The organism is Bradyrhizobium cytisi (assembly GCF_008123515.1).
GTDB classification, from domain to species: domain Bacteria; phylum Pseudomonadota; class Alphaproteobacteria; order Rhizobiales; family Xanthobacteraceae; genus Bradyrhizobium; species Bradyrhizobium cytisi.
In genome coordinates this window covers 43852-64505 of record NZ_VSSR01000051.1, presented here as the reverse complement: position 1 = coordinate 64505, position 20654 = coordinate 43852, and the positions used below count along the sequence as shown (strand labels likewise).

Here is a 20654-nt window from a genome sequence, read left to right as displayed (position 1 = left end):
GCCGTTTTCCAGCATGGAACGACTATTGCCAGAGAATGGCGGGTGACAGCGCCTGTCACCTCTTATATCCGGTGAGACATGGACAGCGTTGCGACCGAGCACAGGCCACAGGTGGATGATCGCTTCGACACCGCGCGGATCACCGCCGCGGTCGATGCGCTTGCCGAAAAGCATCGAGGCCGTGAGGACACGTTCCGCACCGCGACCGCGCAACTGCTCAAGGCCGAGCTGCTCGCCGCGCGCGCCGCTGCGCAGGCAATCCTGCTGAAGGACCGCCACGGGCGCCGCTGCGCCGAGCGGCTGTGCCACGTGCAGGACGAGATCATCCGCATCCTCTATTCAGCCGCGACCCGTCATCTCTATCGCTCGCCGATCCCGAGCGGCGCGGAGCGCATGGCGGTGGTCGCGACCGGCGGCTACGGCCGCGGCCTGATGGCCCCCGAATCCGACATCGATCTCCTGTTTATCCTGCCCTACAAGCAGACGGCCTGGGGCGAGCAGGTCGCCGAAGCCATTCTTTATTGCCTCTGGGACATGGGGTTGAAGGTCGGCCACGCCACGCGCTCGGTCGATGAATCGATCCGGCAGGCGCGCGGCGACATGACCATCCGCACCGCGATCCTGGAGACGCGCTTCCTCACCGGCGACCAGCCGCTCTATGACGAGCTCGTCGCACGCTTCGACAAGGAGGTGGTGCAGGGCACCGCGTCCGAATTCGTCACCGCGAAGCTCGCCGAGCGCGAGGAGCGGCATCGCCGCGGCGGCCAGTCGCGCTATCTGGTCGAGCCCAACGTCAAGGACGGCAAGGGCGCGCTTCGCGACCTGCACACGCTGTTCTGGATCGCCAAATACGTCTATCGCGTCCGCGACACCGATGAGCTCGCCGAGCGCGGCGTGTTCGATGCGCAGGAATACCGCACCTTCCGGCGCTGCGCCGACTTCCTCTGGTCGGTGCGCTGCAATTTGCATTTCTACTCCGGCCGCGCCGAAGAGCGCCTCTCCTTCGATCTCCAGCGCGAGATCGCGGTCCGGCTCGGCTACACCTCGCATCCCGGCATGCAGGACGTCGAGCGCTTCATGAAGCACTACTTCCTGGTCGCCAAGGAAGTCGGCAACCTCACCGCCATCCTCTGTGCCAAGCTCGAGGACCAGCAGGCCAAGCCCGCACCGGTGCTGAGCCGGATGATGGCGCGTCTGCGCCCCACGCCTGTGAAGCGGCGTGTGCCTGACAGCGATGACTTCATCGTCGACAACAACCGCATCAACGTCGCCGCGCCCGACGTCTTCAAGCACGATCCGGTCAATCTGATCCGCATCTTCCGCCTGGCGCAGAAGAACAACCTCGCCTTCCACCCGGACGCGATGCGCGACGTGACGCGCTCGCTCGGCCTGATCAACGCGCAGATGCGCGAGAACCCCGAGGCCAACCGGCTGTTCATGGAGATCCTGACCTCCGACAACGCCGAGATCGTGCTGCGGCGGATGAACGAGACCGGCGTGCTCGGCCACTTCATCCGCGCCTTTGGCAAGATCGTCTCGATGATGCAGTTCAACATGTACCATCACTACACCGTCGACGAGCATCTGATCCGCTGCGTCGGATTCCTCCAGGACATCGAGCGCGGCGGCGCCGAGGAATTTACGCTCGCCAGCGACCTGATGCGCAAAATTCGCCCCGAGCACCGTTCGGTGATCTACATCACGACGCTGCTGCACGACATCGCCAAAGGACGGCCCGAGGATCATTCGATCGCCGGCGCCAAGGTCGCGCGCCGGCTCTGCCCGCGGCTCGGCTTCAGCGCGGCCGACACCGAGCTCGTGGCCTGGCTGATCGAGGAGCATCTCACGATGTCCACGGTCGCGCAGTCGCGCGATCTTTCCGACCGCAAGACCATCGAGAATTTCGCCGCCGTGGTGCAGTCGGTCGAGCAGATGAAGCTGCTCACGATCCTGACCACCGCCGACATCCGCGGCGTCGGTCCGGGCGTGTGGAACGGTTGGAAGGCGCAGCTGCTGCGCTCGCTTTATTACGAGACCGAACCGGTGCTGACCGGCGGCTTCTCGGAGGTCGACCGCGGCAAGCGCCTCACGGCCGCCTACGCCGAATTCCGGCACGCCTTCGCCGAATGGCCGGCCGACGAGCTCGATGCCTATGTCGGCCGGCACTATCCGGCCTATTGGCTCAAGGTCGAGCTGCCGCGCAAGATTCGTCACGCCCGCTTTGTGCGGTCGAGCGAACAGGCCGGCCACAAGCTCGCGATCAATGTCGGCTTCGACGAGGTGCGCGGCGTCACCGAGCTCACCATCTTCGCCGCCGACCATCCCTGGCTGCTGTCGATCATTGCCGGCGCCTGCGCTTCGGCCGGTGCCAACATCGTCGACGCCCAGATCTACACCACGACCGACGGCCGCGCGCTGGATACGATCTCGATCTCCCGGGAATACGACCGTGACGAGGACGAGGGCCGGCGCGCCACGCGCATTGGCGAGATGATCGAGGACGTGCTGGAAGGCAAGCTGCGCCTGCCCGAAGTCGTGGCGCGGCGCACCGTGCGCAGCAAGGCGCGGCCTTTCGTGATCGAGCCGGAAGTGACGATCAACAACCAGTGGTCCGACCGCTACACCGTGATCGAGGTGTCCGGCCTCGACCGCCCCGGCCTGCTCTACGAGCTGACCACCGCGATCTCGAAGCTCAACCTCAACATCGCCTCGGCGCATGTCGCGACCTTCGGCGAGCGCGCCCGCGACGTGTTCTACGTCACCGACCTGCTCGGCGCGCAGATCAACGCTCCGACCCGCCAGGCCGCGATCAAGAGCGCGCTGACCCACGTGATGGCCGGCGACAAGGCAGTTCTGCCGGCGGCATAATTCGTCATTCCGCGGCGCCGCGCAGCGGCGAGCCCGGAATCCATTCGTCGACACCGTCGGTGCGGCCCGATGGATTCCGGGTTCACGCTTCGCGCGCCCCGGAATGACGGTGGGGAGAGACCTAAACTTCCACGCCCTCATGCCTGAGCAGCCAGCGCTTGCGCTCGAGGCCGCCGCCGTATTTCACCAGCGAACCATCGGCGCCGATCAGGCGGTGGCAGGGCAGCACCACGCTGATCGGGTTGGAGCCGTTGGCATGGCCAACGGCGCGAATGGCTTTGGGCTTGTCGATCTTTGCGGCGAGCGCGCCATAGCTCATCGTGGTGCCGACCGGGATTTTGGCGAGTGCGGTCCAGACCTCTTGCTGAAACGGTGTGCCTGCGATGCGCCATGCGATCGACGACAGCTGCGCAAGATTACCCGCAAAGTAATCCGACAGCGCGGCCTTCATCGCCACCGGCGCGGAACGCTCGCGCAGATCTACCGCGCCGTAATGCAGCCGCAGCAGCTCGCGCATGCGGTGCCCGTAGTCGTCCCAGTCGAGCGCGCGCAACGCGCCGTCGGCATCGGTGACGAGCAACGCGATCCCGATCGGCGTCGCCAGCCGATCGAGGCCGAAGCGTTCAGGAGTCCTGGTTGATCGAGCGACCATTGCGACACCGTTGCATCGAAACACACTTCGGACTTGCCATGCCGGCCATGCTAACGTCCACCCGAAAGCTGACGCTTTTGGGGGAGCTCAACTTGATCTGGATCGCCAATATCCTGGTGGCGCTGGTCGCCGCGCTGCACGCCTACTTCCTGATCCTGGAGATGTTCCTGTGGGACAAGCCGCTTGGCTTGAAGACGTTTCGCAATACGCCTGAGAAGGCCGAGATCACGAAAGTGCTGGCCGCCAATCAGGGCCTCTATAACGGCTTCCTCACCGCCGGCCTGATCTGGGGTCTCGCCCACGGTAACCCGGCCTTCGCGTTCCAGATCAAGGTGTTCTTTCTGCTCTGCGTGATCGTGGCGGGCACCTATGGTGCGGCGACCGTCAGCACGCGCATCCTTATCGTGCAGGCGCTACCGGCGGCGATCGCACTGGCTGTATTGTTCCTAGCCTGAATTCCTGGCCTAGATCTTAGCCCGAGGCGCTACGGCGCAGCGCCGCGATCCTTGCGCGGCGCCTGCCCTTCCTCCACACTCTCCGGCAGCGATGGCGACCGTTGCAATCAACGGGAAAAGACTGTCGGCCGGAAAATTCCGTCAGGAGGAACAACCCAAAATGAGCAATCGCAGAGCCTTTATAGCTGCCACGGCGGCGCTCGCCTTCGCGTTCTCCGCCAGCCAAGCCTTCGTGAGCCAAGCCCTCGCCCAGAAGAAATACGACACCGGCGCGAGCGACACCGAGATCAAGATCGGCCAGACCGTGCCGTTCTCCGGCGCCTATTCCGTCTACGCCAATATCGGCAAGACGCAGGCCGCCTACTTCAAGATGATCAACGATCAGGGCGGCATCAACGGCCGCAAGATCAATCTGATCCAGTATGACGACGCCTATTCGCCGCCGAAGACGGTCGAGCAGGTGCGCAAGCTCGTCGAAGGAGACGAGGTGCTGTTCACCTTCCAGATTATCGGTACGGCCGCCAACGCCGCCGTGCAGAAGTATCTCAACGGCAAGAAGATCCCGCAGCTCCTCGCCTCGACTGGCGCAGCGCGGTTCAACGATCCGCAGAACTATCCCTGGACCATCGCCTACAATCCCAACTATCTGTCCGAGGGACGCATCTACGCAAAATACATTCTCAAGGAGCATCCGAACGCCAAGATCGGCGTGCTCTACCAGAACGACGATATGGGCCGCGACTATCTCGCCGGCCTGAAGAGCGGCCTCGGCGACAAGGCCGCCAGCATGATCGTCGGCGAGGTCTCCTACGAGGTCACCGATCCGACAGTGGACTCGCAGGTGGTGAAGCTGAAGTCGATGGGCGTCGACCTGTTCTACGATGCCTCGACGCCGAAATTCGCCGCACAGGCAATCAAGAAGCTGGCCGACCTCGGCTGGACGCCGGTGCATATCCTCGACATCAATGCCAGCCCGATTTCGGCGACGCTGAAGCCGGCCGGCCTCGACATCTCCAAGGGCATCATCTCGACCCAATACGGCAAGGAGCCGGGCGATCCGCAGTGGAAGGACGATCCGGGCGTGAAGGCCTTCTTCGCCTTCATGGATAAATATTTCCCCGAAGGCGACAAGCTCAACACCGTCAACACCTACGCCTATTCGGTGGCCGAGCTGCTGGTCCAGGTGCTGAAGCAATGCGGCGATGACCTGACGCGCGAGAACGTCATGAAGCAGGTCGCCAACGTCAAGGACTTCACCCCGAGCTTCGCGCTGCCCGGCATCAAGATCAACACCGGGCCGAATGATTATCGCGTCAACAAGCAGATGCAGATGATGAAGTTCAACGGCGAGCGCTGGGAGCTGTTCGGCCCGATCATCGAGGACTCGGGCCCGGCGGGTTAGTTCGGGTCGTAGGTGGGTTAGCCGCAGCGGCTGCGCGAAGCGCGATCCGCTGGGCGTAACCCACCTCGTCTCTTTCCCACGTGTCGGCGGAAGTGGTGGGTTACGCTTCGCTAACTTACCCTACGAACGCCCACCTTGCGCGGCAACAGCGGCTCCTCCACACTCCCGCGCAGCGATGGCGCCGGACGCGCAGTGCGTCCGGCAGACCATCTGCAATAACAGACTGAGGAAATTGCGAATGAGGGATGGAATTTTGCATCTGGTTACGGCAACGGCCCTGACCATGGCGCTGTCGGTCTCTGCGGCCAATGCCCAGAAGAAATATGATCCGGGCGCCAGCGACACCGAAATCAAGGTCGGACAGACCATGCCGTTTTCGGGACCGGCGTCGGCCTATTCGTCGATCGGCAAGACCCAGGCCGCCTACTTCAAGATGATCAACGATCAGGGCGGCATCAACGGCCGCAAGATCAATTTGATCCAGTATGACGACGCCTATTCGCCACCGAAAGCTGTGGAGCAGATCCGCAAGCTGGTCGAGAGCGACGAGGTGCTGCTGACCTTCCAGATCATCGGCACGCCCGTGAACGCGGCCGTCCAGAAATATCTCAATTCGAAGAAAGTGCCGCAGCTGTTCGCGGCCACCGGCGCCTCGCGGTTCACCGACCCGAAGAACTTCCCGTGGACCATGGGATACAATCCAAACTACTTCGTCGAGGGCCGCATCTACGGCCAGTACATTTTGAAAGAGCATCCGAACGCGAAGATCGGCGTGCTCTATCAGAACGATGACCTCGGCAAGGACTATCTGAACGGCATCAAGGCCGGCCTCGGCGACAAGGCCGCCAAGATGATCGTGACGGAAGCGTCCTACGAGGTATCCGATCCCACGGTCGATTCGCAGATCCTCAAGATCAAGGATGCCGGCGCAGACCTGTTCTTCAGCGCCACCACGCCGAAGCAGGCCGCGCAGGCGATCAAGAAAATCGCCGAAATGGGCTGGCATCCGGTCCAGATCGTCGACATCAACGCCACCTCGGTCGGGGCGGTGCTGAAGCCCGCAGGCCTCGATGCCGCCAAGGGCCTGATCAGCGTCAACTACGGCAAGGAGCCGCTGGATCCGACCTGGAAGGACGACGCCGGTCTGAAGAAGTATTTCGACTTCATGGCCAAGTACTATCCGGATGGCGACAAGGATTCGAACTTCAACACCTATGGTTACGGCACCGCGCAGCTGCTGGTCCATGTCCTGAAGCAGTGCGGCGACGACCTGACGCGCGAGAACGTCATGAAGCAGGCGGCTTCTTTGAAGGACGTCACCAGCGACGTCGCGCTGCCCGGCATCAAGGCCAACACCTCGCCAACCGACTACCGCGTCAACAAGCAGCTTCAGATGATGAAGTTCAACGGCGAACGCTGGGAGCTGTTCGGCCCGATCCTGGAGGATGCGGGCGCAGCGGGTTAGGCGTTTCCGCTCGTCATTCCGGGATGGCGCGCGAGCGCCAGACCCGGAATCTCGAGATTCTCCGGTGCGGGAGCCCGCACCATAGTTCGATGCTTCGCATCGCCCCGGAATGGCAGTAGCTATTTCGGTATCTCGCCAAAGTTCTTCCCCACCGGCAGCACCGCGTGCCGGATCAGGCGCGAATCTTCCACCGCCGCCTGGCGGTGCTTGACCGCCTCGCGATAGACGGGGTCGCGGATCATCTCGACGAAGGCGGCGACGCTGGGGTATTCGGCAATGAAGCAGTGATCCCAGCGCTCGTCCTGCGGACCGATCAGCATCAGCTCGAACCTGCCCTGCCAGACGATGCGGCCGCCGAGGCGTTCGAACACCGGGCCACTTTCGCGACCATAGGCCGCATAGGCTTCCGCGCCGCTGGCCTTGCGGCCATCGGGATACGCCGCCTCTCTGCGCAGGCGCACGAGGTTGAGCATGTGAATGGGGCCGGGGCGGTCGTTGTCCCGGAATTGCGCAAAGACGTCCTTGGTCGGATCGATGTGGCCCATGCGAGTTCCCTCTTCGTTATGGCCGCGATCCTAGCTCTGCCGTGGGATGAGCGGAACTGCGGCTTGGGAATGCCGCAGCTCCTAATCAGGCGTTAAGGCCGGGGTAACGGGGCCTTAAACCCCGACCGCTAGCGTGCGGCGGGGCGGGATGACCGGGCGTTTGCGTATGGGGTCGGGAAAGAAAAAGGGTGGGCGGAAGGAGCCGTTGTTCGGCTTGCCCGCGGCGCTCGCCGATCTGCGCCTGACGGCGGCCGATCGCATTCCCAGCGGCGACGACAAGCCGAAAAAGTCCTCCAGCAAGCGCAAGAGCGACAAGTCCGACGACGAGCCGCCGCGCGAGCAGAAGTCGCAACCGAGCCGCAGCGGCGCCAGGCGCCGGCCGAAATCATCGATCAGCGCGGGCCTCGGCCGCCTCGTCTATTGGGGCGCGGTGCTGAGCCTGTGGGGCGTGATCGCCGTGATCGGCGTTGTGATCTGGGTCGGCGCCCACCTGCCGCCGATCCAATCGCTGGAGATTCCCAAACGTCCGCCGACGATCCAGATCGTCGGCATGGACGGCAGCCTGCTGGCGCAGCGCGGCGAGATGGCCGGCGCCAATGTGTCGCTGAAGGACCTGCCGCCCTATTTGCCCAAGGCCTTCATCGCCATCGAGGACCGCCGCTTCTATTCGCATTTCGGCATCGATCCGATCGGCATCCTGCGCGCGCTCGTCACCAACGTGCTCCATCGCGGCGTGTCGCAGGGCGGCTCGACGCTGACGCAGCAGCTCGCCAAGAACCTGTTCCTGACCCAGGAACGCACCATGGCGCGCAAGCTGCAGGAGGCGGAGCTCGCGATCTGGCTGGAGCGCAAGCATTCCAAGAACGAGATCCTGGAGCTCTATCTCAACCGCGTCTATTTCGGCTCCGGCGCCTATGGCGTCGAAGCCGCCGCGCAAAAGTATTTCGGCAAGCCGGCCCGGAGCGTGACGATCGCGGAGGCCGCGATGCTGGCCGGCCTGGTCAAATCGCCCTCGCGCCTCGCGCCGAACCGCAACCCCGAGGGGGCCGAGCAGCGCGCGCAGATCGTGCTGGCGGCGATGGCGGATGCCAAGTTCATCACCGAAGCGCAGGCCCAGGCTTCGATCGGCCACCCCTCCTACAATGTGAAGCCGGTCGGCGCCGGCACCGTGAACTACGTCGCCGATTGGATCGGCGAGGTGCTGGACGACCTCGTCGGCCAGATCGACGACAGCATCAAGGTCGAGACCACGATTGACCCGAAGCTCCAGGCCGTGGCGGAAGCCGCTGTGATCGACGAGCTCGCGGCCAAGAGTGTGAAGTTCAATGTCAGCCAGGGCGCGCTGGTGGCGATGACGCCCGACGGCGCGGTCCGCGCCATGGTCGGCGGCCGGAACTATTCCGACAGCCAGTACAACCGCGCAGTCACCGCCAAACGCCAGCCGGGCTCCTCGTTCAAGCCGTTCGTCTATCTGACCGCGATGGAGCAGGGCCTGACGCCAGATACGGTCCGCCAGGACGCGCCGATCGAGGTCAAGGGCTGGAAGCCCGAGAACTACACCCATGAATATTTCGGTGCGGTGACGCTGACGCAGGCGCTGGCGATGTCGCTCAATACGGTCGCCATCCGCCTCGGCCTCGAGGTCGGGCCGAAGAACGTGGTGCGCACAGCGCACCGGCTCGGCATCTCCTCGAAGCTCGAGCCGAACGCCTCGATCGCGCTCGGCACCTCGGAAGTCTCTGTCGTCGAGCTGGTCGGTGCCTATGCGGCGTTCGCCAATGGCGGCTTCGCAGCCGCGCCGCATGTGGTGACGCGGATCAGGACGCTGGACGGCAAGCTGCTCTACATGCGGCAGCCCGACGAGCACAACCAGGTGATCGAGCCGCGCTATGTCGGCATGATGAACACGATGATGCGGGAGACGCTGATCTCCGGCACGGCCAAGAAGGCCGAGATCCCTGGCTGGCAGGCGGCCGGCAAGACCGGCACCAGCCAGGATTACCGCGACGCCTGGTTCATCGGCTACACGTCGAACCTCGTCACCGGCGTCTGGCTCGGCAATGACGACAACTCGCCGACCAGGAAGGCGACCGGCGGCGGCCTGCCGGTAGAAGTCTGGACCCGCTTCATGCGCACCGCGCACGAGGGCGTGCAGGTGGCGGCCCTGCCGAACCTGCAAAACAATTGGGGGCCGGCGAACCTCGTGCAGATCTCATCGCAGGTGTCGCCGCCGACGCAAGCAGTGACCGGCCCCGCATCGGCGCCAGTCAACAATGGCGGTTATCGCTCACCACCGCCGGCGCGCGCCAACGCGCGACCGGAGGCAGCGGCCGGGCTCGATGGCTGGCTGATGGACCGGCTGTTCGGCGGCAACAGATAGAGGTCCTTGTTACCTCAAAACAAAAATCGCGAAAACAACCCCATGCACAGTAGGCGGCGCATTCCGGCGTGACGCGCGGTGGATTGGTTGAAGGCGTTGATGTGGTGGGGTGAATCGAGCGTGCCGCGCAATCGTCGCAGCGAGTGGGATCAGTCGAGCGGAACGTGCAGAATGCCGCCTCATTTTCAGCTGTCATTCCCCGCGAAGGCGGGGAATCCAGTACGCCGCGGCCTCTCGGTTTAGCAACAACGGCCTCGGATTACTGGATCGCCCGCCATCGCGGGCGATGACAGCGGTTGCTGGGCTACCAGCCCGCTCTAATCCTCGACCCCATATCGGTGCAGATCGTTGCCGTACGTATCGAGCCACTTCTTGGCGCGCTCCATCGACGGGCAGATCTTGCCGCAGACGCGCCAGAAGCGGGCGGAGTGGTTCATCTCGACGAGATGGGCCACTTCATGCGCGGCGAGGTAGTCGAGCACGTAGGGCGGCGCGAGGATCAGGCGCCAGGAGAACGACAGCGAGCCGGCCGAGGTACAGGAGCCCCATCGGCTGGACTGATCGCGGATCGAGAGCCGCTTCACCTTGACGCCGAGCCCGGCGGCATGGGTCTGCGACGAACGCTGCAGATCGCGGCGCGCCTCGCGCTTGAGGAAGTCATGGACGCGACGGTCGGCATGCTCGACGCCGCCGGCGACGCAGACAATGCGTTCACCGCTGTCACGAATTTCGGTCCACACCGTCCCACGCGCGCCGGCGCGATGCACGATGCGATGGGGAACGCCGCGAAGCGGTATCACTGTGCCAGGCTGGAACGGTGCAGCTTTCGGCAAACGACCGAGACGCGCTGCGATCCACGCACCGTGACGCTGCGCAAAGTCCTTGGCTTCGGCGAGCGTGCCGCGCGGCGGGATCGTGAGGATCGCTTCGCGGTCACTGGGATGAATTCTCAGCGTGTAACGGCGCGCTCGGCGGTGCCTGCGGAGCCGAATCGCAAAGAATTGCGATCCATGAGTGATGACGAGGGTCTTCGGTTCGTGGGGCCGCCGATAAAGGAGCGCGCGAGTGGCCATGTCTGTCAGTCCAGGGAGCAAGAGTTCGCCCGGATTCTGCCATAACCGCCGCCACGGAAAGCGCTCGGCGCAAAAACAAATCATTTGCCCAATATACAGGGGTCTGGCGTCCAGGAGACCCTACAGACTGGGGTTGGAACCCCAATTTTTCGCCCCCGCCGGACGCATGTGGCTCCCCCAAGGGATGAGGGAGGACTCACTCCTATGAAACTACCTAAATACCTCGAATCTGGCAGGAACCAGGCCCTGCCGGCGCCCCCGGCAAGCCCTCAATTTTCGGCGGGAAAGCCGAAATGCGCGCTTATTCGGCTGCAAGCGCCCGCAACGAGCTCGGATTCGCAGCCGAGACCATGAAATCATGAATGCGCGGCACGATTTCCGCCTTGAAGCGCGAGCCGTTGAACACGCCGTAATGTCCGACGCCCTTCTGAACGTAATGAACGCGGCGATGATCCGGAATCGAGCTGCACAAGCCGTGCGTCGCTTCGGTCTGACCGAGACCCGAGATGTCGTCGTTCTCGCCTTCGACCGTCATCAACGCAACGCGCGTCACCTTGGAAGGATCGACGCGAGTTCCACGATGCATCATCTCGCCCTTCGGCAGCGAATGCTTCACGAACACGGTATCGACGGTCTGCAGATAATACTCGGCCGACAGGTCCATGACCGCGAGATATTCATCGTAGAAGTCGCGATGCTTGTCGACGAGGTCGCCGTCGCCCTTCACCAGGTTGGCGAACAGACGCTTGTGAGCGTCCATGTGGCGGTCGAGGTTCATGCTGATGAACCCGTTCAGCTGCAGGAAACCCGGATAGACGTCGCGCATCATGCCCGGATGCGGGAACGGCACCTTCGTGATCACGTGGTTGCGGAACCAGTCGATGCCGCGCTCCTGCGCGAGATCGTTCACCCCGGTCGGGTTGCGGCGAGTGTCGATCGGGCCGCCCATCAGCGTCATCGAGGTCGGCACGAAAGGATCGCGACGCGCTTCCATGATCGAGACGGCAGCGACGACGGGCACGGAGGGCTGGCACACCGCCAGCACATGGGTGTTGCCGCCCAGGACGTGCAGCATCTCGACGACGTAATCGATGTAATCGTCGAGATCGAAGCGGCCGTCGCTCAAGGGCACCATGCGGGCGTCGGCCCAGTCGGTGATGTAGACCTCATGCGCCGGCAGAAAGGCCTCGACCGTGCCACGGAGCAGCGTCGCGTAATGGCCGGACATCGGCGCCACGATCAGCACGCGCGGCTGCGGGCTGCGCAGCGGGCGAGCGAACTTGCGATCGAAGTAGAGCAGCTTGCAGAACGGCTTTTCCCAGACCGATCGGACTTCGACGGGGACGCGGATGCCGTTGACCTCGGTGTCGTCGAGGCCCCATTCCGGCTTGCCGTAGCGGCGCGTGGTGCGCTCGAACAATTCGCAGGCCGCAGCCACCGACTTGCCGACCTCGGTGCGCGCCCAGGGATTCAGCGGATTCTGAAACAGCAGCCTGGTCGCGTCGGTGACGGCGCGTGCCGGATTGAGAGAGGCCTGCGCCATCTCGTACATCCAGTACATCGGCGTCGTCAGGACCGGACTGCCTTCGCTCGCCAGAGGCGGTGCGCCGCCAAACTCACCAATAGGCATGGTCAAATCCTTCTTCGCATCGCAACATACTGCCGAATGCGTAATATTGCGTCAATGCATGGTTCCGTACATCTACGTGGCGCAGACGATTAATTCAGCCTGAATCCACGGGAAAGTGAGTTATTCGCCGCCCGCGAGCAGCGAGCCGTGCTTCCTGGCGCTGCGCAAAAGGGCAAGGAATGCCCCAAAAGAAGCCATCAGAAGCGCAGCATTGATGGCTAACGCATCCAGCATCAAATCGGCCCGGAACGTTTGCTCGATCAGCAACGCGCGCATCCCCTCGAACACGTAGGTCGGCGGCAGCGACCAGGCGATGGTTTGCAGCCAGGCGGGCAGCACGCTGACCGGATAATAGATGCAGGCGAGCGGCATGATCGCGAACATCAAGGTCCAGACGATGCTCTCGGCGCCAAGGCCGTTCCGCAGCACCAGACCCGAGACAAAGATGCCGACCGACCAGCTGGTGAAGATCAGATTGCAGAAGAAGGCGATCAGCGGCAGGCCGAGGCTGTAGACATTGAAGTGAAAGAACGCAATCGCGAGCAGCGTCATCGGGATGACGCCGATCGCCAGCCGGATCAGGCTCATCACCATCAGCGAGAGCAGAAACTCGATCGGCTTCAGCGGGCTCATCATGAGGTTGCCGAGGTTGCGCGCCCACATTTCCTCCAGGAAGGAGATGGAGAAGCCGAGCTGGCCGCGGAACAGGATGTCCCAGAGGATGACGGCGCCGATCAGCGTGCCGCCGGCGCGCGCGAAGAAATTGGCGTTCTGCGCGATATAGAGCTGAAGAAAGCCCCAGGTGATGATCTGCAGCGCCGGCCAGTACAGCAGCTCGAGCAACCGCGGCCAGGACGACATCAACAGATACCAGTAGCGCAGGATCATCGCGCCGATGCGCTGGACGGAAATGCCGCGGTGCAGGGAAAGCTCGCTCATCTTGCCTCCTCCTTCGCCCCATTGGTCCGCCCGCGCGCGACATCCAGGAACACCTCCTCCAGCGTGGTGCGATTGTAGCGGGCCATGATGGCGTCGGGCGTGTCGTCGTCCTCGACGCGGCCACGCTTCATGATGATGACGCGGTCGCAAAGCCGCTCGACCTCGAGCATGTTGTGTGACGCCAGCAGGATGGTGGCGTTGTTTTCGTTGCGATAGCGCTCCAGATGCGCCCGCACCCAGTCGGCCGTGTCAGGGTCGAGCGAGGCGGTCGGCTCGTCCAGCAGCAACAGCTCGGGCTGGTTGATCAGCGCCTTCGCCAGCGCGACGCGGGTCTTCTGCCCGGCCGAGAGCTTGCCGTTGGCGCGGTCGATGAAGTCGTTGAGATCGAGCTCGTCGGCCAGCCTCGCGATTCGGTCGGCGAGGTTTTCGACCGCATAGAGCTTGCCGAAAATAGTGAGGTTCTGCCGCACCGTGAGCCGCATCGGCATGTCGACATAGGGGCTTTCGAAGTTCATCCGCCCAAGCACCTCGGCGCTTTGCTCCGGCATCCGGTGCCCGAGCACGCGGACACGGCCGGAGGTCGGCAGCACCAGCCCCATGATCATCGCGATGGTGGTGGTCTTGCCGGCGCCGTTGCCGCCCAGAAGCCCGGTGATGCTGCCGCGGGGAAGTGTAAAGGAGATGCCGTCCACCGCGCAGGTCTGCTTGTAGAGCTTGACGAGGCGATCGACCTCGATGGCCGCGGACAAAGTGCCATCCGCGACAGTCGGCCGACTTGAAGCCTTCGAGTTCTCAGTCATGCTAAAGGCGTTCTTCCGCCATTGCGCGGTGGAGTGCAAGGCCTGTAACTCCGAAGGCTTGTAGCTCCGAAGGCTTGTAACTCGTTGGAATCAGTGGGCCAGCGTGTTTGTGATCGGACACGCGCACCGCTAGATTGGCCTGTCATGACCGAGACCGCCGCTTCCGACTTCCGCCCTTCGCAACGACACATCCGCCTGGACACCATCCTGCGGCTGCGCTGGCTCGCCGTGCTGGGCCAGCTCGCTGCAATCTTCGTCGTGGCGCAGGGGCTGGAGTTCGATGTCGCCATTGTGCCCTGCGTCAGCATCATCGCCCTGTCGGCTGCGCTCAATCTGGCTCTGCAAACCGTGGCCAACCCGATGCAGCGGCTGAAGCCGCTTCACGCGGCCGGGCTATTGGCATTGAACATCGTGGAACTGGCAGGATTGCTGTTCTTCACCGGCGGATTGCAGAACCCGTTCTCGTTCCTGTTTCTCGCACCGGTCCTGATTTCTGCCACAGCGCTGCCAGCACGGCTCACTTTCGCTCTCGGCCTGCTGGCCGTGGCGTGTGCCTCGATCCTGTTCTTCTTTCATTTCCCGCTGCCATGGGACTCCGAGGATCCCGTGGTGCTGCCGCCGATCTATCTGTTCGGCGTCTGGCTTTCGATCGTGCTCGCGATCGGCGTCACCAGCCTCTACTCGTTTCAGGTCACCGAGGAGGCGCGCAAGCTCGCCGACGCCCTCGCCGCGACCGAGCTGGTGCTGACGCACGAGCAGCATCTGACCCAGCTCGACGGATTGGCCGCGGCCGCCGCGCACGAGCTCGGCACGCCGCTTGCGACCATCTTCCTGATCTCGCGCGAACTGGAAAAGACCGTGACGGACCCGGTCTTTGCCGCCGATCTGAAAACACTGCGCGAGCAGACGCAACGCTGCCGCGACATTCTGAGCAAAATCACCCAGCTCTCCTCCACCGGCGCACCGTTCGACCGCATGAAGCTGTCGGAACTGATCGAAGAGGTGGTGGCACCGCACCGCGATTTCGGCATCGACATCAAGGTGCGGATCGCAGTGGCGGCTGCAGCCGAGCCGGTCGGATCGCGCAATCCGGCGGTGCTCTATGGCGTCGGCAACATCATCGAGAACGCGGTCGATTTCGCCAACTCCACCGTGGAGGTGAACGCGTGGTGGAACAATGAGACCATCGAGATCGTGATCTCCGACGACGGCCCCGGCATTCCGCCCGATCTCATGAACCGGATCGGCGAGCCTTATTTGTCGCGGCGGCGCACCCAGGATGCCGGCGGCGGGCTGGGGCTCGGCGTGTTCATCGCCCGCACGCTGCTTGAGCGCACCGGTGCCAAGGTCTCGTTTACCAATCGGATCTTCCCGGACCACGGTGCAGTGGTGCAGATCGCGTGGCCGCGGGAACGTTTTGAGACTATCGAGAGCTTCGAGGAAACAATAGGATAGGGCGCGACCTTGCGTCGCACGTAAGGGCCGATCGACTATTGGCGGCCTCGTATTGTGGGCCTTGGCACCGCCCGATTGCGAGGCCATATGTAGGTGCGCAGGAGAGAGGACATAACCTTGAACGCCATCGCCGAACTGAACGAACAGGCCGACCGCTCGCTTCTCATCGTGGAGGACGACAAGCCGTTCCTGGAGCGCCTGTCGCGCGCCATGGAGACACGCGGCTTTGCGGTGACGTCATGCGACACGGTCTCCGATGGTCTCGCGCAGATCGGCAAGTCCGCACCGGCCTTCGCCGTCGTCGATCTTCGCCTCGGTGACGGCAACGGTCTCGACGTTGTCTCCGCGCTGAAGAAGAAGCGCCCCGAAGCCCGCGCCATCGTGCTGACCGGCTATGGCAACATCGCCACCGCCGTCACCGCGGTGAAGATGGGCGCGATCGATTATCTCTCGAAGCCCGCGGATGCCGACGACGTCGCCGCTGCATTGCTCTCGACCAGCGCGGACAAATCCGAGTTGCCGGCGAACCCGATGTCGGCCGACCGCGTGCGCTGGGAGCACATCCAGCGCATCTACGAAATGTGCAACCGCAACGTCTCGGAGACGGCGCGGAGGCTCAACATGCACCGGCGGACGCTGCAGCGGATTCTGGCCAAGCGCGCCCCGCGCTGACGTCTCGTAGGGTGGGCAAAGGCGCAAAGCGCCGTGCCCACCATCTCTACTTCAATCTTGATTGGCTTGAATGGTGGGCACGCTTCGCTTTGCCCACCCTACGGCAGTCGTGCCCCGGACGCTGCGCAGCACGAAGTGGTGCGCTGCAGAGCCGGGGCCCATACCTCAGCTTGAACCACATATGGGTCCCGGATCTGCGCCGCAACGCCAAGCGGCGTTGCAGCTTGTCCGGGACACGAGACCATTCTACTCCCAGAAATCCGCATGCCCCTGCGGATCGACCAGGCGGTTGATCCGCAAGCCGGCCGCCATGCCAAACCGCACCGTCATCTGCTTGCGCGTGGCGGCTGCGATCTTGTGCTCGGGCGCTTCGCAATGCATGTGCGCGCCATAGGCGTCGGCGATGATCAGGCCGGTGCCTTCGGGGAAAATCTCGCACGGCAGGTCCTGCGTGAAGGCGAAGAACAGCCGGTCGCAATGGGCGCGGTATTCGTGCCATTTCTGATCGGCACGCAGATCTTCCACCGACGATTTGATCTCGACGATCCAGATCTCGCCGCGCTCGTTCAGCGCCACGAGATCAGCGCGCCGGCCCGACGGCAGCGGTAACTCGCTGATGCAAGTGAACCCAAGCGAGCGTAACAGCCGCGCCGTGCCGCGCGCGATCGCGAGCGCCGTCTCGGATTGACGGCGGTCCGGCGGCGGCACGAGGGCGATGTTGCGGGCGTTGTCCATGGGGGAGTGTAGCCGATTCCATTCTCGGTGTCGTCCCGGCGAAGGCCGGCCTTCGCCGGCACGACACCGAGGCGCGGAACCTCCCCTCCCCCTCGCACTTATCACGCAGCCGCCGACGGTCGCGGGCGGACCGAAGAGGCTGGCCCGATATGATCGACGATCTCTGGTACAAGAACGCCATCATCTATTGCCTGTCCGTCGGCACCTATATGGATGCCGACGGCGACGGCGTCGGCGATTTCAAGGGGCTGTTACGGCGGCTCGATTATCTGCACGGGCTCGGCATCACCACGATCTGGCTGATGCCGTTCCAGACTTCGCCGGGCCGCGATGACGGTTACGACATCGCCGACTATTACAGCGTCGATTCCCGCTACGGCACGCTCGGCGATTTCGTCGAGTTTGCCCATGGCTGCAAGCAGCGCGGCATCCGAATCATCATCGATCTCGTCGTCAACCACACCTCCGACCAGCATCACTGGTTCAAGGAGGCGCGGCGCGACAAGAGTTCGCCCTATCGCGACTGGTATGTCTGGTCCGACAAGAGGCCGGCCAATGCCAACAAGGGCATGGTGTTTCCCGGCGTTCAGAAATCGACCTGGACGCGCGACAAGGACGCCGGCGCCTGGTTCTTCCACCGCTTCTACGATTTCCAGCCCGATCTCAACACCTCGAACCCGCACGTGCAGGCGGAGATCCTGAAGATCATGGGCTTCTGGATCCAGCTCGGCGTCTCCGGCTTTCGCATGGACGCCGTGCCTTTCGTGATCGCCACCAAGGGCGCGAAGGTGACCAAGCCGGTCGAGCAATACGACATGCTGCGCGCTTACCGCGAATTCCTGCAATGGCGGGAAGGCGACGCCATCATCCTGGCCGAAGCCAATGTGCTGCCGGAAACGGACATGGAGTATTTCGGCAAGGATGCCGACCGCATGCACATGATGTTCAATTTTCACGTCAACCAGCATCTGTTCTATGCGCTAGCTTCCGGCGACTCGCGACCGCTGGCCGAGGCGCTGAAAGCGACGAAGTCGCGGCCGGCTTCGGCGCAATGGGGCCTGTTCCTGCGCAATCACGACGAGCTGGACCTGGGACGGCTGACCAAGGCGCAGCGCGACACCGTGTTCAAATCGTTCGGCCCCGACAAGGACATGCAGCTTTACGATCGCGGCATTCGGCGACGGCTTGCGCCGATGCTGGGCGGCGACCGCAGGCGGCTGGAGCTTGCCTACAGCCTGATGTGTACGCTGCCGGGAACTCCCGTGATCCGCTATGGCGACGAGATCGCGATGGGCGACAATCTGGCGCTGCCCGAGCGCAAATGCGCGCGGACGCCGATGCAATGGTCGACCGAGCCGCAGGGCGGCTTCACCAAGAGCGACAAGCCGGCGAATCCCGTCATCGACAAGGGTCCTTACGGCTACGAGCACGTCAACGTCGCCAAACAGCGGCGCGATCCGAATTCGATGCTGAACTGGACCGAGCGCATCGTCCGCATGCGCAAGGAGGTGCCGGAGATCGGTTGGGGCGACTTTGCGATCATCGCGACGCGCGATCCCGCCGTCTTCATCATGCGCTATGACTGGCGCAACAATTCGGTGCTGTTCGTGCATAACCTCGACGAGAAGCCGCGTGAGACGGCGTTTTCGGCAGGGCTGCCTGATGATGCCGGCGAGCACCTGATCAATCTGCTCGCGGAGGACCACAGCCACGCCGACAAGCGCGGCCAGCATCGCGTCGTGCTCGAGCCCTATGGCTATCGCTGGTACCGGGTCGGCGGGCTGGATTATCTGCTGAAGCGGAGTGATATCGACGGGACTACGACACGGGGGAAGAAGCGTGGACGTTAGCCGCCACCACCACGCCCTCATTCCCTCGCAGATCCAGCACGCCTTCCAGCTGCTCCCCCTCGCGATCCAGAAATGTCGAGAGCAATATCTCGCTGCCGAATCGGATCGCGCTGGTGGTGACCGCGATCGGTTCAGGCCCGAGATTCAGCACGACGATGACCGCCCTGCCCTCGGCCCCACGGCGATAGATCAGGAGATCGCCTTGCGCGGCGATCGGATGATAATCGCCTGACACCAGCGGCGGACATGCCTTCCGCAACGCGATCAGGCGCTTGTACAGGCTGAGGATCGAGCGCGTGTCGGCGTCGAGATTGACGGCGTTCTCGCGGATATGATCCTCCGGCAGCGGCAGCCACGGCTTGACGTCCGAGAAGCCCCCGAAGCCTGAAGAGTCCCACTGCATCGGCGTGCGGCAGCCGTCGCGGCCCACCCCGATGCCGGGGACGTTCTTCTCGAAGGGATCGCGGACATCCGCAGGCGCGATCGCGAGCTGATGCATGCCGATCTCGTCACCGTAATAGAGCGTCGGCGTGCCGCGCAAGGTCAGGAGCAGCATGGCCGCGACGCGGGCCTGCTCCGGCCCGACCCGGCTGGCGACGCGCGGGCGATCGTGATTGCCGAGCACCCAGTTCGGCCACGCGCCTGTCGGCAGCGCCTTCTCGTAGTCGTCGATGATCTTCTCGATCGAGCGCGCGCTCCAGAAGGTCGAGAGCAGCGCGAAATTGAACGGCATCTGCGCGCCGGTGAGGTCGTTGCCGTAATAGGCCATGAGGCGATGCAGCGGCAGATAGACCTCGCCGATCAGCACGCGGGCCGGATAGGCATCGATGACGCGCCGCATCTCGGCGATGACGTCGAACACCTCCGGCTGGTCGGTGGAATATTGGGTGAGGATACTCTCGTTCGGCGGCCGGCCCTCGACATAATGCGGGTTCGGCGGATTGTCGCGAAACTCGGAATCCTTGATCAGGTGCCAGATCACGTCGACGCGAAAGCCGTCGACGCCCTTCTCCAGCCAGAACCGCATCACGTCGTAGATCGCGGCGCGGACCTCCGGGTTGCGCCAGTTCAGGTCCGGCTGCTGGGCGAGGAAGGCGTGGTAGTAATATTGACCGGTCGCGGCATCGATTTGCCATGCGCTGCCGCCGAACTCGGACAGCCAGTTGTTCGGCACGCTGCCATCGGGGGCCGGATCACGCCAGATGTACCAGTCTCGCTTCGGGTTGTCGCGCGAGGAGCGGCTTTCCATGAACCAGGGATGCTGGTCGGAGGTGTGGTTCGGCACGAGATCGAGGATCAGCTTCAGGCCATTGTCATGCGCGGCCGCGAGCAGCGCATCGAAATCCGCCATCGTGCCGAACAGCGGATCGATGCCGGTATAGTCGGAGATGTCATAGCCGAAATCGGCCATTGGCGAGGGGAAGATTGGCGACAGCCAGATCGCGTCGACGCCGAGCGATTTCACATAAGGCAGCCGCCGCAAAATGCCGGCGAGATCCCCGACGCCGTCGCCGTCACCGTCCTGAAACGAGCGCGGATAGATCTGATAGAAGATGCCGTCGCGCCACCAGTTCTCGCCGCCCTGCGCCATGTCGGAAAACCCACCCGGAAATCTGTGCCTCGCGCGAGAGAACGCGGAAGCAACGCCCCGGTTCAAACAGCCACGCAAATTAGGACGGCCGTGTGACGGCGGGCGTACCTGTTCCCCGGCGCCGCTCGCGACTATTTTTGCT

The 20654-nt window shown here is 63.6% G+C and carries 16 protein-coding genes; 8 read left to right on the top strand and 8 right to left on the bottom strand.

Translation table 11 applies throughout. The features are described from left to right. Positions 1 to 78 precede the first annotated feature (78 nt). Positions 79 to 2868: a [protein-PII] uridylyltransferase gene (locus FXB38_RS28825; protein ID WP_148754309.1), complete on the top strand. Its 2790-nt coding sequence runs from the start codon at positions 79 to 81 to the stop codon at positions 2866 to 2868. 121 nt (positions 2869 to 2989) lie between these two features. Here FXB38_RS28825 and FXB38_RS28820 read toward each other — a convergent pair whose 3' ends face one another. Then, positions 2990 to 3520, bottom strand: a complete 531-nt coding sequence (locus tag FXB38_RS28820) for a methylated-DNA--[protein]-cysteine S-methyltransferase (RefSeq protein WP_148754308.1) — start codon at positions 3518 to 3520, stop codon at positions 2990 to 2992. Positions 3521 to 3567: 47 nt separating this feature from the next. On the opposite strand from FXB38_RS28820, the gene FXB38_RS28815 reads away from it, so the two are divergent. From FXB38_RS28815 to FXB38_RS28805, 3 genes are all read left to right on the top strand, one after another. Then, positions 3568 to 3975: a DUF1304 domain-containing protein gene (locus tag FXB38_RS28815; RefSeq protein ID WP_187435215.1), complete on the top strand. Its 408-nt coding sequence runs from the start codon at positions 3568 to 3570 to the stop codon at positions 3973 to 3975. Between the two features lie 160 nt (positions 3976 to 4135). After that, entirely contained in the window at positions 4136 to 5377 is a 1242-nt protein-coding gene (locus tag FXB38_RS28810) for an ABC transporter substrate-binding protein (RefSeq protein WP_148754307.1), read from the top strand. Between the two features lie 238 nt (positions 5378 to 5615). Further along, positions 5616 to 6842, top strand: a complete 1227-nt coding sequence (locus FXB38_RS28805) for an ABC transporter substrate-binding protein (RefSeq protein WP_187435206.1) — start codon at positions 5616 to 5618, stop codon at positions 6840 to 6842. Between the two features lie 119 nt (positions 6843 to 6961). Here the strand turns inward: FXB38_RS28805 and FXB38_RS28800 are convergent, their stop codons facing one another. Further along, entirely contained in the window at positions 6962 to 7387 is a 426-nt protein-coding gene (locus FXB38_RS28800) for a DUF1330 domain-containing protein (RefSeq protein WP_148754305.1), read from the bottom strand. A gap of 166 nt (positions 7388 to 7553) precedes the next feature. Here FXB38_RS28800 and FXB38_RS28795 point away from each other — a divergent pair, with 166 nt between their 5' ends. Beyond that, on the top strand, positions 7554 to 9767 hold the full coding sequence (locus tag FXB38_RS28795) for a transglycosylase domain-containing protein (RefSeq protein ID WP_148754360.1): 2214 nt from the start codon (positions 7554 to 7556) through the stop codon (positions 9765 to 9767). Positions 9768 to 10084: 317 nt separating this feature from the next. Here FXB38_RS28795 and FXB38_RS28790 read toward each other — a convergent pair whose 3' ends face one another. The 4 genes from FXB38_RS28790 to FXB38_RS28775 form a co-directional block, all read right to left on the bottom strand. Continuing rightward, positions 10085 to 10924, bottom strand: a complete 840-nt coding sequence (locus FXB38_RS28790) for a M48 family metallopeptidase (protein ID WP_148754304.1) — start codon at positions 10922 to 10924, stop codon at positions 10085 to 10087. Between the two features lie 217 nt (positions 10925 to 11141). After that, positions 11142 to 12470: a polyhydroxyalkanoate depolymerase gene (locus FXB38_RS28785; RefSeq protein ID WP_148754303.1), complete on the bottom strand. Its 1329-nt coding sequence runs from the start codon at positions 12468 to 12470 to the stop codon at positions 11142 to 11144. 120 nt (positions 12471 to 12590) lie between these two features. Beyond that, the gene (locus FXB38_RS28780; RefSeq protein WP_148754302.1) at positions 12591 to 13409 is read right to left on the bottom strand and encodes an ABC transporter permease; all 819 of its coding nucleotides are present in this window, start codon (positions 13407 to 13409) and stop codon (positions 12591 to 12593) included. After that, positions 13406 to 14209, bottom strand: a complete 804-nt coding sequence (locus FXB38_RS28775) for an ABC transporter ATP-binding protein (protein WP_148754301.1) — start codon at positions 14207 to 14209, stop codon at positions 13406 to 13408. Before FXB38_RS28775 ends, FXB38_RS28780 begins: the two co-directional genes overlap by 4 nt. Positions 14210 to 14353: 144 nt before the next feature. On the opposite strand from FXB38_RS28775, the gene FXB38_RS28770 reads away from it, so the two are divergent. Continuing rightward, a complete protein-coding gene (locus tag FXB38_RS28770) occupies positions 14354 to 15664 on the top strand; it encodes an ActS/PrrB/RegB family redox-sensitive histidine kinase (protein ID WP_148754300.1) in 1311 nt (436 codons plus the stop codon). A gap of 117 nt (positions 15665 to 15781) precedes the next feature. Next, complete coding sequence (locus FXB38_RS28765) at positions 15782 to 16336, top strand: ActR/PrrA/RegA family redox response regulator transcription factor (protein ID WP_148754299.1); 555 nt, start codon at positions 15782 to 15784, stop codon at positions 16334 to 16336. 246 nt (positions 16337 to 16582) lie between these two features. Here the strand turns inward: FXB38_RS28765 and FXB38_RS28760 are convergent, their stop codons facing one another. Further along, positions 16583 to 17071: an MmcB family DNA repair protein gene (locus FXB38_RS28760; RefSeq protein ID WP_148754298.1), complete on the bottom strand. Its 489-nt coding sequence runs from the start codon at positions 17069 to 17071 to the stop codon at positions 16583 to 16585. A gap of 149 nt (positions 17072 to 17220) precedes the next feature. On the opposite strand from FXB38_RS28760, the gene FXB38_RS28755 reads away from it, so the two are divergent. Next, positions 17221 to 18921 (top strand): alpha-amylase family protein, encoded by a 1701-nt coding sequence (locus FXB38_RS28755; protein ID WP_148754297.1) that lies wholly within the window; start codon positions 17221 to 17223, stop codon positions 18919 to 18921. On the opposite strand, the gene FXB38_RS28750 is transcribed toward FXB38_RS28755, so the two are convergent. Further along, positions 18890 to 20512 (bottom strand): alpha-amylase family glycosyl hydrolase, encoded by a 1623-nt coding sequence (locus FXB38_RS28750; protein ID WP_148754296.1) that lies wholly within the window; start codon positions 20510 to 20512, stop codon positions 18890 to 18892. The two genes, FXB38_RS28755 and FXB38_RS28750, sit on opposite strands and share 32 nt — an antisense overlap. Positions 20513 to 20654: the final 142 nt, after the last annotated feature.